Source organism: Rhodococcus sp. NPDC060090 (genome assembly GCF_042729855.1).
Lineage (GTDB): Bacteria > Actinomycetota > Actinomycetes > Mycobacteriales > Mycobacteriaceae > Rhodococcus.
Genome location: NZ_JBHWXB010000003.1, coordinates 63,729 through 76,966, shown reverse-complemented (window position 1 = coordinate 76,966; position 13,238 = coordinate 63,729). Strand labels below are relative to the sequence as shown.

General features: G+C 66.0%; 14 protein-coding genes. 6 read left to right on the top strand and 8 right to left on the bottom strand.

The genetic code is table 11. The features are described from left to right. Window positions 1–17: 17 nt before the first annotated feature. The 5 genes from ACFWCF_RS04965 to ACFWCF_RS04945 all read right to left on the bottom strand — a co-directional run bounded on the left by ACFWCF_RS04965 (window position 18) and on the right by ACFWCF_RS04945 (window position 4,970). Window positions 18–1,880, bottom strand: a complete 1,863-nt coding sequence (locus ACFWCF_RS04965; RefSeq protein ID WP_378557932.1) for a zinc ribbon domain-containing protein — start codon at window positions 1,878–1,880, stop codon at window positions 18–20. Further along, on the bottom strand, window positions 1,877–2,500 hold the full coding sequence (locus ACFWCF_RS04960) for an IS607 family transposase (RefSeq protein WP_378557929.1): 624 nt from the start codon (window positions 2,498–2,500) through the stop codon (window positions 1,877–1,879). Before ACFWCF_RS04960 ends, ACFWCF_RS04965 begins: the two co-directional genes overlap by 4 nt. Window positions 2,501–2,572: 72 nt before the next feature. Further along, a complete protein-coding gene (locus tag ACFWCF_RS04955) occupies window positions 2,573–3,358 on the bottom strand; it encodes a pirin family protein (protein ID WP_378557926.1) in 786 nt (261 codons plus the stop codon). A gap of 18 nt (window positions 3,359–3,376) precedes the next feature. Next, window positions 3,377–4,384 carry a pirin family protein gene (locus ACFWCF_RS04950; RefSeq protein WP_378557923.1) on the bottom strand — a complete coding sequence of 336 codons (1,008 nt, stop codon included), beginning with the start codon at window positions 4,382–4,384 and terminating at the stop codon, window positions 3,377–3,379. A gap of 49 nt (window positions 4,385–4,433) precedes the next feature. Further along, on the bottom strand, window positions 4,434–4,970 hold the full coding sequence (locus ACFWCF_RS04945) for a VOC family protein (RefSeq protein ID WP_378557920.1): 537 nt from the start codon (window positions 4,968–4,970) through the stop codon (window positions 4,434–4,436). A 79-nt stretch (window positions 4,971–5,049) separates the two neighbouring features. On the opposite strand from ACFWCF_RS04945, the gene ACFWCF_RS04940 reads away from it, so the two are divergent. The 3 genes from ACFWCF_RS04940 to ACFWCF_RS04930 all read left to right on the top strand — a co-directional run bounded on the left by ACFWCF_RS04940 (window position 5,050) and on the right by ACFWCF_RS04930 (window position 6,402). Further along, window positions 5,050–5,520, top strand: coding sequence for a MarR family winged helix-turn-helix transcriptional regulator (locus ACFWCF_RS04940; protein ID WP_378557917.1), 471 nt, complete (start codon window positions 5,050–5,052; stop codon window positions 5,518–5,520). 82 nt (window positions 5,521–5,602) lie between these two features. Beyond that, window positions 5,603–5,932, top strand: a complete 330-nt coding sequence (locus ACFWCF_RS04935) for a GNAT family N-acetyltransferase (RefSeq protein WP_378557914.1) — start codon at window positions 5,603–5,605, stop codon at window positions 5,930–5,932. After that, window positions 5,929–6,402: a carboxymuconolactone decarboxylase family protein gene (locus tag ACFWCF_RS04930; protein ID WP_378493071.1), complete on the top strand. Its 474-nt coding sequence runs from the start codon at window positions 5,929–5,931 to the stop codon at window positions 6,400–6,402. Before ACFWCF_RS04935 ends, ACFWCF_RS04930 begins: the two co-directional genes overlap by 4 nt. Here ACFWCF_RS04930 and ACFWCF_RS04925 read toward each other — a convergent pair. Then, a complete protein-coding gene (locus tag ACFWCF_RS04925; protein WP_378557911.1) occupies window positions 6,362–7,012 on the bottom strand; it encodes a phosphatase PAP2 family protein in 651 nt (216 codons plus the stop codon). The two genes, ACFWCF_RS04930 and ACFWCF_RS04925, sit on opposite strands and share 41 nt — an antisense overlap. Before the next feature lie 127 nt (window positions 7,013–7,139). On the opposite strand from ACFWCF_RS04925, the gene ACFWCF_RS04920 reads away from it, so the two are divergent. Both ACFWCF_RS04920 and ACFWCF_RS04915 read left to right on the top strand, forming a co-directional pair. Beyond that, window positions 7,140–7,559, top strand: a complete 420-nt coding sequence (locus tag ACFWCF_RS04920) for a glutaredoxin domain-containing protein (protein WP_378557908.1) — start codon at window positions 7,140–7,142, stop codon at window positions 7,557–7,559. 83 nt (window positions 7,560–7,642) lie between these two features. Further along, on the top strand, window positions 7,643–8,083 hold the full coding sequence (locus ACFWCF_RS04915; RefSeq protein WP_378557905.1) for an acyl-CoA thioesterase: 441 nt from the start codon (window positions 7,643–7,645) through the stop codon (window positions 8,081–8,083). Between the two features lie 13 nt (window positions 8,084–8,096). On the opposite strand, the gene ACFWCF_RS04910 is transcribed toward ACFWCF_RS04915, so the two are convergent. Then, entirely contained in the window at window positions 8,097–9,032 is a 936-nt protein-coding gene (locus ACFWCF_RS04910; protein WP_378557902.1) for a LysR substrate-binding domain-containing protein, read from the bottom strand. A 91-nt stretch (window positions 9,033–9,123) separates the two neighbouring features. Between ACFWCF_RS04910 and mqo the strand changes: the two genes are divergently transcribed. Then, on the top strand, window positions 9,124–10,527 hold the full coding sequence (mqo, locus tag ACFWCF_RS04905; RefSeq protein WP_378557899.1) for a malate dehydrogenase (quinone): 1,404 nt from the start codon (window positions 9,124–9,126) through the stop codon (window positions 10,525–10,527). Between the two features lie 2 nt (window positions 10,528–10,529). Here the strand turns inward: mqo and ACFWCF_RS04900 are convergent, their stop codons facing one another. Continuing rightward, window positions 10,530–13,121, bottom strand: a complete 2,592-nt coding sequence (locus tag ACFWCF_RS04900) for a multicopper oxidase domain-containing protein (RefSeq protein ID WP_378557896.1) — start codon at window positions 13,119–13,121, stop codon at window positions 10,530–10,532. Window positions 13,122–13,238 lie beyond the last annotated feature (117 nt).

The window sequence follows — 13,238 nt, the reverse complement described above, 5'->3', positions numbered from 1 at the left end:
CTGATACTTCCTGCCACCTACGTGCCAGGCGGTCCAGATCCACGTTCCTCACGGCTACCCGAGACATCTCGCGATGCCGCAGGCTCGACCGTGTCCCACACCGACGCTTGAAGTGCAGGAACAGACTTCGACTTGTTCACCCCCTCAGCGGAGGTCGATCCGGGAACACTACGGCGGACCCGCCGATGCCGCGGCCTCGCCGGGGTCGGGCCGGTCTTGTCCCGACACTTACGCACCGGCGCATGCACAGTGGACCGGATCTCCACACCCCCAGCACGAGTGCGGACCGCAGCACCCCGGCCGAGGAGAGCGCGTTTGGCGAGGTTCACCCCCGCCACATGATCACGATTCCCACCGAGGCGGCAGGACTCACACCACGCATCGTGATAGCCACCCGGGCGGGACAGTGGCGCGTCACACCCCGGACACAAGGCCGACGATCCCCGCGCCGGTACCGTCACCACCGCCACACCCACCCCCGCGGCGGTATGGGCCAGCGCATCGGCAGCTTTGCGGCGTGCGGACTGCGCCGCCCGATTATTGTTCACCCGGCCACGCCCACGCGGTTCGAGGGCCGACAGGTCCTCGACGGCGATCACCGTCGCGTCGGCGGCGGTGGCGTAGTCGGTGACTTGACGGGCGAAATGGAACGCGAGTTCCCGGTTGATCTTGCCGCGTTTGGCACCGATGGCGGTGCGGTTCGCGTCGAGGACCGCGATCTTCGCGTCCAGCTCCATCCGGAGCTTCGGCGGTGCGTTCTCAGCGAGCCGGCGCAGCCGAGCCGATTTGCGGTGCAGCTGTTGCCCTTCCTGTTGCAACCGGGCGAGTTTGATGCCGAGGCCGCGGTCGTCGTAGGTGTAACCCTGAAAATCCGATACCAATCCCTCGGGACTTTCGGAGGCGATGGCCGCGGCACCGAGGGTCGACGGGGACCAGTCCACTCCCACCGCCACGGTCGCGGTACTCAGTTCGCTGGTGGGGACGGCTTCGGTGGCCGCGCACTGCAGCAGCAGTCCCCGCCCGTCGAGGAGCAGGGTCGGTAGATGCCAGGCGGTGACCGCCCGGCCATGCAGGTGCGGCGGGAGCACGGCGGTCAACCGGACCGCCCTCCACTGCGCTCGCCCGGTGGGGACGGCTGCGGTGGGCAGTTTCACCGTCAACACCATCGTGTTGCCGGTGACGGTGAGCTCCGCGAGTTGTTTGTCGGCGGCGGCGAGGCGGGCCATGGCGCTGACCTGTGGTGGGGTCTGGATGTCGGTGATCCGCAGCCGTTCGGGCTGCGCTGCGTCCGAGGTCGCAGCGCCTGAGGTGACATCGTCTGGGGTCGCCGCGCCCGTGGTTGCAGGGCCTGAAATCTTTGCACCCGAGGCCGTGTCGTCGACCCGGCCGGCACACGCGACCAACTGCCGTCGCACACCGCGGGCGAACGCGGACGGCACATACACCTCCCCGCCCGCCGGCGGGGCGATATGTCCGGTGGCCGGATCGAACCGGGCTGAGAGCGACGCGATCGCAGTATCGCGGTAGGTCAAGGCCCGCAGTGTCGCGGTAGCGTGGGCGGTGACCACCCGCGTGACCCGCGACGGTATGTAGCACCCGTCGGGGTAGCTGGGGGTCCAGCCGAGGCGGGCGGCCGCGACGTGTCCGTGTTTCGGCAGGGCCCGGCCCTGGCTGTCTCGGCCGGCGGCAAGCACATCGAAGGTGGCGGGGTGCCACAGCCGGGTGAGCAGGCCGGTTTCGGCGGCGGTGATCAGGTCGAGCAGCCACCGGATGCGGATGTCGAGGTCGTCGAGTCCGATCGGGTCGCCGGTGGCGGTGTCGACCGCGAGATACGGTCGGGTGGTGAACGCGAACTGACGGCGGTCGGTGAGGTCGGTCATTGCTCATCGCTGCCGAACCGTGCCCCCGCATCCTCGAGAAGTCGGCGTTGATTCTGCTTCGACCGCAACCGGTAGAACCGACCCGAAAACGACGCCAGCAGTGCCATGAAGTCGTCCATCAGTTCCTCCGCCAGCGATATCTCGCCCTGCTCACGCAGCACCTCGACGGTAACTCCGACCACCGACAGGTACCGTTCGATCCACACCACCCCGAACCGCGCCAGTCGATCCCGCCACACCACCCGTACCACCGTGAAATGCCCGCTGGCGGCATCGTCGAGTAGCCGATCCAATCCGGCCCGCGTCTCCCGCAGCCCAGATCCACGGTCCTTGTACACCCGGTACACGGCACCGGTGGCGCTCTCGCGCAGCATCGTCTCTTGGTTGGTGAGCGACGATTCCTGTCCTGTCGAGCCCGACACACGGCAGTAGAACGCTTCGATCCTGGCCGGCGGCGTCTTCACTGTTGCGGGCCGGCCGAGATACACGTCGAGGTCTGCTTGCTCGAAAATGCGTTGACCGGAACCTGTGCGGCGAGAGGGTAACCGGCCTTCCGATGCTGCCTTACGTACCCCCACGACTGACATGTTCAGGTATTCGGCGGCCTCTTCGATGCGCACGGGTTCGGATAGTTATCAGGAAGTGTCAGGTACTTCGTCCACTGTCGTCAGCCTACGGCGGCGCCGACCGGGTCAGCCGCCGACGGAGGCGTGCATCTCCCACACGAGGACCTCGGCTCCGGAGTCGGCGGTGAGCTGCTGGCCACCGCCTCCGCTGATTCGCACCGCGTCGCCTTCGGCGAGCAGTCCGACTCCTTCGAGCGCAACGCTGCCCCGCGCGACGAACACGTGCAGGTAGGGCGCATCCGGCAGGGAGACCGGGCGGCCGGGCCGCATCCGCGACACATGCAGCGCTGTGTACTGATTCCGGATGCGGATCGCCGCGTGGTCGGCGTGGTTCTTCATTCCGGAGGCAACGGGAACGAGCCCGCCCGAAAGCAATTCGTGGTCGATCTCGAGCTGCTCGTAGCCCGGGGCCACTCCGGCCTCATCGGGCAGCACCCACATCTGGACGAAGTGCACGGGGGTGTCGTGCTGCTCGGCGTGCAGACCGGTGGCACCGTCGAAGCGCCACGAGTCGTTCTTCTCCGAGTGCAGGATGCCGGAGCCTGCGGTCATGCGCTGGGCCAGACCCGGGTAGATGACGCCGGAGTGGCCGGTCGAATCCTGGTGGACGAGGGAACCCTGCAGTACCCAGGTGACGATCTCCATGTCCTGATGGGGATGTGTGTCGAAGCCCTGGCCTGGGGAGACGATGTCGTCGTTGTTCACCATCAGCACACCGTGGTGGGTGTTCGCGGGGTCGTAGTGGTGACCGAAGGAGAAGGAATGCTTCGAATCGAGCCAGCCGATCTTGGTCTTCAGCCGGTCATCGGCGCGGCGGACATCGAGGCGCGGTTCGTTCACGGTGGTGCTCATGATGATCGGTTCTCCGGGTCAGCAGTTCGGATCTGCGGTGGGCGGGTTACGGCGGGGGCGGATCTGGGCGTTCGGCAGGCTCGGGGCGGGAAGACGTGCGACGTCGCCGACGTAGCCTTCGACACGTCCGAACCGGTCCGATTCGCTCTGCCAGGCGTCGCGGTAGGCGGCGATCTCGTCGTGGGAGCGACCGAGAAAATTCCACCACATCACGATCTCCTCGCCGAACGGCGTGCCGCCCAGCAGGATCAGGCGTGCAGGTTCATCGGTGAGATTGGTCAGGGCGAGCCGGGGTACGCCCGTGCCGACGTAGCCGAGCGCCGCCCGCTGCAGCACGGTGTCGAAGAGTGTCACCTCTCCGGTGTCGACGAGGACTCCGTGTTCGAACTCGGGATCGACGTCGAGCGTGATGGTGGCGTCGGGGTCGACGACGATCTCGACTCCGAGCAGCGGTGTGAAGGTGTGTACCGGCGAGGTGTTGCCGGCGAGGGTGCCGAGGAACACCTTGCCGGTGCCTCCGCCGAGATCGACGGGTTCGGGAACATGATGCTGGAAATCACGTGGGGCGTCGCGATCCGAGTCGGGCAACGCCACCCACAGTTGGACTCCGTGGAGTGTGGTGGTCGACGGCGTCGAGACCTCCGAGTGGCAGATGCCGTGTCCGCCGGTCATCAGGTTCATCTCGCCCGGCAACACCATGGCATGGGCGCCGTGGCTGTCCCGATGTTCGATCTCTCCGGTGAACAGCCAGCTCACGGTCTGCAGGCCGGTGTGCGGGTGGGGTGCGATGTCCATACCGCCGGTGACGGAGACGTCGTCGGGTCCGTAATGGTCGACGAAGCACCACGCGCCGATGAGTGAGCGCTGTCGTTGGGGCAGGGTTCGCCGAACCGGCATGGCGCGTGGACCACCGAGGGGCACTTCACGCGAGGTGATGATCTCGACACGTGGGTTCCGGGTGTCCTCGACCCGATGGTTCTCGGTCTGGCAGCGGATCTCGGTGGGGGTGGTGTCCGTGTTGCTCATCTCGATCGTGGCCTTCCGGTCTGGTGCGGATCTCATAGGACAGTCTGCGCTACAGGATCATCGAGCCGTACATTTCTCCGAGCGGATCGGCGATGAGCTCGAGCCGTTCGCCGTCGGGGCCTTGGAAGTACAGTGAGACCTCGCTGTGTTCGGCGAGTTCGACGCCGGCAGCGGTCAGCTTCTCGCGCAGGTGCTCCCATCTGGAGAGTTCCATACTGATGGCGATGTGATGCAGTCCGCCGAGGACCTCCCGATAGGGGCCGACGCCGAGGCCGGGGAAGTCGAAGAATGCCAACAGGTTTCCGTTTCCGATGTCGAAGAAGAAGTGCGACGACCCGGGATAGTCACGGTTCTCGATGAGTTCGACGAGGGGAAATTCGAGCAGTTCCTGATAGAACTTCACGGTGCGCTCGACGTCGCTGCTCACAATCGCAGTGTGGTGCAATCCGCGCGCCGACGACTCGGGACGTGACCCTTCGGGTAGCAGGTACCGGTCACGGATCTCGTCGCGTCGCTGCGCGAATGAATCGTCGACCTGCGCGGTGGCGGTCATATCGGTCCTCCTCCGGTCATCGACGGTGGGCATTCCACTGCCGGACTAGTTGATCTCTCAATCATCATGACAAATAATAGTTGCGTCGTCAACTATCTGTTAGGGTCGAGGTATGGAACCGACGAAATGGCTGACACACGACGAACACCGGCTGTGGCGTTCGTACCTCGATGCCACCCGCATGCTCTTCCAGGACCTCGACAAGCAGTTGGTGCGCGACTCCGGCATCTCGTTCGCCGATTACGAGATCCTCGTCCTACTCTCCGAAGCGGAAGACCGCAGACTACGGATGCGAGAACTCTCCGACGCGAGCACCACGACGCGCAGCGGCATCACCCGCGCGATCACCCGAATGGAGACCGCAGGCTGGGTTCGACGTGTCGAATGCGAATCCGACAAGCGAGGTGCGTGGGCCGAATTGACCGACAAAGGCGCCGCGACCCTCGCCGACGCAGCCCCCGGGCATGTCACCGCAGTACGCTCGGCCGTATTCGACGCCCTCTCCCCCGACGACATCACTGTGATGGCCGGCGCCTTCACCGCCATCCGCGACCGAATGCAGGAACGCAGGAGCACCACCTGAGGACCGGGCCACGCACACGGCCGATCCCTCGACGCTTCGCGGCTACGCTCGAAGCCGGCCGCACTACCGGAAGGATGCAGACATGCCCACGGACACCCCGGACCCCCGCCTCGCCGATATCGCCGTCTCCCACAATCCCCAGCGCAACCGCTACGAGATCCACGACGGCGACACCATCATCGGGCACACCGACTACCGCGCCGGTGAAGGCACCCAGCGCGTGTTCGTCCACACCGAGGTGGACGAGAACTACGGCGGAGCCGGTCTCGCAGGCCGCCTCGTGAAGTTCGCGCTCGACGACGTCGCCGCGCATGGCGGCCGCATCGTGCCGGTATGCCCGTACGTCGCGAAGTACGTGACCAAGCACCACGACTACGACAGCATCGTGGACCGGCCCGGAGGACCCGCATGAACCACGCCGAGCGCATCTCCATCGACAAGCAGACCCGCCCGGTATATCGCGCGCAGGTGGCCGTTGCGGTGGCAGTCCGAGACGCCGTGAGCAAAGCAGGCCTCGACCGGAAGCTCACCGAACTCGTCAATATCCGGGTGTCGCAGATCAACGGGTGTGCCTATTGCCTCGACGTGCACATTCGTGACGCACTGAAAGCAGGCGAGCGGGCACAGCGCCTCGCCGTGCTGCCCGCATGGCGCGACACCGACCTGTTCACCGACGCGGAACGCGCCGCGCTGACCATCGGGGAGCTGGTGACCGACCTTCCGTCGTCGTACGAACAGGACTGCCGCTACGCGGAGGCGCGGAAGGCACTGAACGACGAGCAGCTCTCCGCGATCATCTGGGTCGCGATTGCCATGAACTCGTTCAATCGCATCTCGATCCTCAGCCGCCACCAGGTCCGGCCGGCCGACTGGAAGTCCTGACCGGATCGGGTCCCGAACGGGCACCGATTCGGGCCACGACCGGGAGAAGGGTTGCCGTCGCCAGCGACACCACCAGGACGCCCCACGCCATACCGGAAAACACATCGTGGACGTAGTGCACGCCGACGGCGACACGGGAAAGACCGAGCACCACGGCAAGCGGGGCAACGAACCAGAGCATCCGGGGGACGGCAAGCACACACGCGGTGGCAAACGACGCTGCGATCACGGAATGGTTCGACGGCCACGACCAGTCACCGATCTCCGGGCACTCCAGGACGGTCGCGATACCCAATGTCCGGCAGGGCCGCGGTTCGGTCACCACCAGCTTGATGACTTCGCTGAGCAGATATGCGGCGATCACCCCGACTCCCGCCACTACGAGAGTCCGGAAAGCCCGTCGATCCCGGAGCCAGGACCACACCGCGAGTACACCCGCGGTGGCCACGAGGACGAGCAGTCCCTTGTCGGCGACGATCCCGGCTGCCGACCCGAGGAACGACGCCTCGAATGTCTGCGCGATCGCAAGATAGAGCTCGTCGCGGACGGGCACTGCTGCCACAGCAAGCAGCGCCAGGACGACGGCTGTCGGCATAGCAGGTAACAGCATCGACTGGACCAACCGCGAGGAAACGCGCGGTGAACGCTCGGTGACGACCATGATCGACAACGCTAGCGGACGGCCCACCCGCTCGGAGTTCGGCTCGTCCGAGGGCGACGGCAGTACGCTGTGACTCGTGTGGAGAACCTGGGTGCCGTCGCTGGCGATCGCTGCGGTCGCTGCGGTCGTAGTGGTGACCGGAGCTCTCGACCCGGTCTCGATCGCCATCGCGGTCGCCCTGTTCGTCCTCGCCTGGATCGGATCCCCGCTGATCTTCCCGCGTCACCTCGACGATGCGACCGCCCGTATCGAGGCCGCCGGCACGAACACCCCCGTCGTCTACTGGCGCCCCGGGTGCATGTTCTGCATGCGCCTGCGGGCATCCCTGTTCCGTCGCGCCGATCGTGCGATCTGGGTGAACATCTGGCGGGATCCCGCAGCGGCGGCACGGGTGCGCGACGTCAACGACGGCAACGAGACGGTGCCCACGGTGTTCGTCGGGGAGAGGGCGCACACCAATCCCGACTCTGAGTGGATGCGCGCGCAGCTCCGCTGAGCGAGATCGACGGCGCCGTCCTCATTCGGCCGTGAGTATGTTGGATCAGCGAGTGCACCTGTACCCGAGAGGCCGGTCCCCTGATGCGCCACGATCCGCGACGCCTGTCGCAGGAGCTGTACCCACTGCGCCGCGCAGTCATCCCATTGTTCGGTGACGTCGACTCACTGGGGCATGTCAACAACGTGGCGATCGCCCGATACTTCGAACAGGCACGCGTCCTCGTGATGGAGGAACTCACCTCTGTGCTGGGCGGCCCGGCCTTCGAACGCGCGGTACTCGCCCGGATCGAGATCGACTATCTCGCCGAGGTGTTCTACCCGCACGAGGTCATGATCTCCACCGGGGTGTTGAAGGTGGGCACGTCGTCGATGATTCTCGGCTCGGCACTGTTCCAGCACGGCAGATGCGTCGCGCTCGCAACTTCGGTGGATGTCGGTACGCAGCCGGAAGGTGGTGCGGCACCGATCTCCGACGAGGTGCGCGTCGTTCTCGACAAGTATCTGCTCGACCTGCCGGCCTGACCGTCTCCGGTGCTCACCGCCATCCGGGAACGAACGCGCCTGCCCTGCGCACGATGTGGTCGTGCAGCCGCGCAACGGCCGGTGTCGGGCGGTGATTCCCCCTGATCAGACCGATGTCGCGATCACGGTGTCCCGTCAACGGAATCCCGACGAGGTCGTCGCAGGACATGTCGCTGCCGGCGGCGGCGCTGCGCTCGGAGGCCGGTAGCAGGGCAACGCCCAACCCCTGGGCGACGAGGGCACGTGCTGTCTCGAACTCACCGATCTCGAACGCCACGCGCGGTACGAAACCCGCTTCCTTGCACCAGGTGTCGAGCAGTCGACGCAGGTGATACACGGGCGGGTTCGCGATGAAACGCTCGGCGGCGAGCTCGGCGAGGTCGATGTGCGTTCGCTCCGCCAGCGGGTGCGACGGCGCGACGTACAAGAGGATGCGTTGAGTTCCGAGGTGGGCTACGGGCAGATCGTCCGGGGGCGGGATCACGACAGCGAGGTCGAGACGACCTTCCCGGACCATCGCGCACAGCGCTTCGCCGTGGGCCTGGACGAGACCGAACCGGATACGCGGTGCGGTCTCATGGAATTCGGCGAGGAGCGAGGGAACGCTCACCGGACCGAGAGTGAGGGGAAATCCGAACCGGACCGATCCGCTCTCGGGATCGGCGTTGCTGCGTACGACGTTCACCGCGTCGTCGAGCTCTCGGATCGCTCCGTGGGTGCGCTCGTGCAGATCCCGACCCGCCGCGGTCAATGCGACACCCCGCCCGGCCGGCTGGAACAGCGCCACCCCGAGGATCTGCTCGAGCATCTTCAGTCTCCTGCTCAATGATGACTGCGGCACCCTGAGCGCGGCTGCCGCGTGAGTGATATGTCCCTCCACCGCGGCAGCGTCGAACGCGGCGAGCAGGGGCACCATCTCGGCCACCTCGGCGGAGACAAACTGATCCATATTCGAATGATAAAGGATCGAATCTGTCATTGGACGAATCGGTACCAGCGGAGGAGGCTCGGGGCACCAGCAACAGAAGGAGTGTTTCCCCATGAGCGACAACACATCCGACACCATCCACGATGTCGTCCTGATCGGCGGCGGCATCATGTCCGCCACCCTCGGTGCCATGATGTCCCGCCTCGAACCCGACGCCTCGATCGTCCTCCTCGAACGCCTCGACCAGATCGCCGGGGAGAGTTCCGGCGCATGGAACAACGCGGGTACCGGACATTCCGGATACGCGGAACTCAACTACATGCCCGATGCCACCGATGGAACGACAGCGCAGGACATCGCGCGACGGTTCCGCCTCTCCCGACAATTCTGGGCGTCCCTGGCCGCCACCGACCCCATGCCGGAGTTCCTCACTCCCGCACCGCACATGAACGTCGTCTTCGGGGAGCGGGACGTCGAGTACCTGCGCACTCGGGTCACTACCCTGCGGTCATCACCGGTGTTCTCGGAGATGGAGTACACCGAGGATTCCGAGATCATCCGCGAGTGGGCCCCACTATTGGTCGAGGGCCGCACACACACCGGTGCGATTGCCGCCTCACGCCACCACTCCGGCACCGACATCGATTTCGGTGCGCTGACCACATGGCTCGTCGACGACATCGCAGCCCGCGGCACCGACGTGCGCCTGCACCACGAGGTCACAGGTCTGAACCACCGCGAAGACGGACTGTGGGTGATCACCGGCCGCGACCGGAGCAGCGGGAAACGCTTCCATCTGCGCTCGCGGTTCGTCTTCGTGGGCGCGGGCGGCTACGCACTGACGCTGCTCCAGAAAGCACACGTCGACGAGGTGCGGGGATACGCCGTGTTCCCCGTCGGAGCGCAGTTCCTCCGCACCGACAACCCGGTGGTCGTCGCGCGGCACGACGCGAAGGTCTATGGCCAGGCCGACGTCGGGGCGCCGCCGATGTCCGTGCCGCACCTCGACCGGCGCATGGTGAACGGGACACCGTCGTTGATGTTCGGGCCGTACGCAACATTCAGCACCCGTCTACTCCGACACGGCCGGATGTCCGACCTGTTCCGCACGATTCGCCTGCGCAACGCCGCCGTGATGGTCACCGCAGGCCTGCGAAACCTGACGCTCCTGCGGTACCTCGCCGGGCAGCTCACCTCATCGAAGAAGCGAAAGTTCGCGCAGCTCCGCCGGTTCTATCCGGGAGCGGATCCCACCGATTGGTCTCTCGTCCAGGCCGGGCAGCGGGCACAGCTGATCAAGCCGGATGAACACGGCCGCGGTGTGCTCATGTTCGGAACCGAACTGGTGACGAGCGCGGGCGGAACGATCGCGGGGCTGCTCGGCGCGTCGCCGGGGGCATCGATCGCACCTGCCATCATGGTCGAACTACTCGAACGGTGTTTCCCGGACAGGCAGGACTCGTGGGCATCCGCGCTCCACGATCTGATGTCGGATCTGTCGCACGACGCTGTCTGACGTCATTCGACGACGATTTTGCCCCTGGCGCCGCGGTCGGCGTCGAACATCCGATGGTTGAGGAACGTGTAGGTGCCGGGCTCGAGGAACTGCAGTTCGACGAACCCGCCCTGCGCGACCGCCAGATCGAGGACCTGCGCGCCTCCACTGTCGGGGTCGCCGGCGCGCAGCATGTACGCACCCTCCTTGTAGACGGTGTCGAATTGACTTCCGACGACGTGGAGCCCGGCGCTCTCGTTGGGGCCTGCATCGAGGACCCAGATCCGCAGGCGGTCACCGACCTCCGCGCGCAATGGGCGATGGAGGTACTGGTTGGCGAACCCGTTGAACATCACCAGATCCGGCGTGCCGGCGGCAACTTTGTCGGCGTCGACCGCGCCGTCGCCGAGATACGCGTCCGACTGCACCAGGAGATATTCGGCGTCGACGGGTCCGAGACTCGGCGGGTCGATGACGACCGCGCCGAACATCCCCGCAGCAATGTGCACTGCCATCGGCGCGGTCGCGCAGTGGTACAGCCAAATCCCGCTGTGTTCGGCACGGAAGCGATAGATCAGCTTCTCACCCGGGTTGATCGTGCGCATCGGTTCGTCGGGTCCGACCATGCCTGCGTGGAAGTCGATGGAGTGCCCCATGCTGCCGTGATTGATCATCGTGATCTCGAAAACGTCGCCGACTCGACCGCGCAGGGTTGGGCCCATCGGTTGCCCGTTGTAGGTCCACATCGTCTGCGGTGCACCCACGGCGTACTCACCCGGCACTTCGGTGATCTCGAAGGCAAAACGATGCGTCGTTCCCTCGGGTGCGGGCGTGAGCATCGGGTCGCGGGCCACGAAATCCTCGGCGGGCTCCGCATCGAGGTCGACCATCGGCGCTTCAGTAGCCGAGCCGTGGTCGTGGCTCGCCAGCGCACCGTCGCCGCCCTCCGCGACGATGTGGAACACCATGCCCTGCTGCCGGTGACCGACGATCGAACACCATCCTTCGATATCGGTGCCGACCACGCCCACGTCGATGTTCGCCGACTCCCCCGGTGCAAGCCGGCCGGTGTCGTGCCCGGTGGCCAGAACCAGGTCATGCACCTGATCGTCGGAGTTGGTGACGGTGAGGACCACCCGGTCGCCCGCCTGCACGGTGACGGTCTCGGGGGTGAAGCGCATCCCGAGCGCCTCGACGTGGACTTCGGTGGTGTTCCCGGTCGGGGTGACACCGGCCGACGCATCCTGACCGCCGATACCCCCGCTACCGATGCCCGAGGTGACGGCGGCGACGAGTGCCAGGCAGGCCAACGCGGACGTCGCCTGAAGACCACGCTGATGGGTGGCGGGGACACGGTCGGGTACGGCCTGTCCCGACATCACGGCCCGGCGACCCGCCACCGACGCCTTGGCGCTGATGATCATGATCGGCAGGAACATCACGAAGGCAAGCATGACCAGCGCGGTGACCCCGACCCGCATCCAGCTCGCGAGAGGCAGCAGGAACAGCAGCAAACCGACGTTGATAACCACGATCCGCCATACCCACCACCGGTTCATCTTGTCTACGCCACCACCCACGACGGCGGGTCCCCCGCCCATCAGAGTGGGCAACAGATGACTCATGACGCCGAACAGCAGTTGCGCCGCGAATCCGGCCAGGAAGGGCACGGTCATCAGCGTCGCCCCGTCGGGGTCCATCGGGCCGGTCGCGAGCACGATCGCCAGGCTCGCAAGCGACCCGAGCAGCCACAGCATCGCTGCTGTGACAGATGCGGCAGCGTATCCGGCGGGCGGATGTGTGAGGGCACCGCGCAGCAGCGGACCGGCCACGACGATCCACCCGACAAGGTAGACCGTGCAGCCGGCCGCCGCCACGAGCGGATGCCCGGTCAACGCGCCGACCGTGAACACCGCAATACCGACGAGCAGGATGACCAGAGCAAGAGGACGCCGCCGCGCCCCGGTCTTCTCCGTCCCGATCAGATTCGGGTACATCACGGTGAGCACTCCTGCAGCGGCCAAGCCCAGGAACCCGAGGAGGTTCATGGCCTGGTGCGCGAGAAGGACTCCGGCTTCTGTGTCTGCGGTTGCCCCATAGGCCAACACTGCGCCGAATCCGGCGCCGAACGGCAACATCGCCGACGAGACAACGAGGAACCACACGCTCTGCGCGTGCTCGGCCGGGCCGTCCCCCGCCTGGACTCTCGACCGCTGCGCCCGCCGGAGAAGCAGCAACAGCGAGATCGCATGCCAGGCCACCATCGCTCCGACGAGCACCGCCCCGACGAGGGTGACGGGGAACCACCCGCCGACGACACCGATGATCGTGACGACGATTCCCGCGTTGAGCAGGTAGATCTTGACGAGCTGAGGCGCCCGTTCGGTTTCGGGGAGGTGATATCCCAGAAATCGTTCGGCAAGAGCCTGCGACCACACCACGATCGAGTTGGTGACGGCGCCGAGAGTGAACAGATGCACGAGCAGCCAGCGCGACTCTGGAAGAACCGGGTGTGTGAGCCCGGCGAGAATCAGCAGAACGAGCCACACCCGCACGGGCATACCGGCTCGCTGATGCCAACTCTTGGGTCGCTTCACCGGCTGTGTGGTGGTCACGACTCGATGGTAGGACCGCCTCGCCGGCGAATACTACCCAGTGTCGTAGAACCTACCGGGCGAGTGACCTCGTCCCTCGGAGACACCCGACCAAATCCCCTATGCCAAGAGTCTTCG

What these genes read in the sequence shown, in the direction of transcription:
- ACFWCF_RS04965 (WP_378557932.1), bottom strand. Translation starts at nt 1,880, where the DNA reads ATGACCGACCTCACCGACCGCCGTCAGTTCGCGTTCACCACCCGACCG.
- ACFWCF_RS04955 (WP_378557926.1), bottom strand. Translation starts at nt 3,358, where the DNA reads ATGAGCACCACCGTGAACGAACCGCGCCTCGATGTCCGCCGCGCCGAT.
- ACFWCF_RS04950 (WP_378557923.1), bottom strand. Translation starts at nt 4,384, where the DNA reads ATGAGCAACACGGACACCACCCCCACCGAGATCCGCTGCCAGACCGAG.
- ACFWCF_RS04945 (WP_378557920.1), bottom strand. Translation starts at nt 4,970, where the DNA reads ATGCCCACCGTCGATGACCGGAGGAGGACCGATATGACCGCCACCGCG.
- ACFWCF_RS04940 (WP_378557917.1), top strand. Translation starts at nt 5,050, where the DNA reads ATGGAACCGACGAAATGGCTGACACACGACGAACACCGGCTGTGGCGT.
- ACFWCF_RS04935 (WP_378557914.1), top strand. Translation starts at nt 5,603, where the DNA reads ATGCCCACGGACACCCCGGACCCCCGCCTCGCCGATATCGCCGTCTCC.
- ACFWCF_RS04930 (WP_378493071.1), top strand. Translation starts at nt 5,929, where the DNA reads ATGAACCACGCCGAGCGCATCTCCATCGACAAGCAGACCCGCCCGGTA.
- ACFWCF_RS04925 (WP_378557911.1), bottom strand. Translation starts at nt 7,012, where the DNA reads ATGCTGTTACCTGCTATGCCGACAGCCGTCGTCCTGGCGCTGCTTGCT.
- ACFWCF_RS04915 (WP_378557905.1), top strand. Translation starts at nt 7,643, where the DNA reads ATGCGCCACGATCCGCGACGCCTGTCGCAGGAGCTGTACCCACTGCGC.
- ACFWCF_RS04910 (WP_378557902.1), bottom strand. Translation starts at nt 9,032, where the DNA reads ATGGATCAGTTTGTCTCCGCCGAGGTGGCCGAGATGGTGCCCCTGCTC.
- mqo (WP_378557899.1), top strand. Translation starts at nt 9,124, where the DNA reads ATGAGCGACAACACATCCGACACCATCCACGATGTCGTCCTGATCGGC.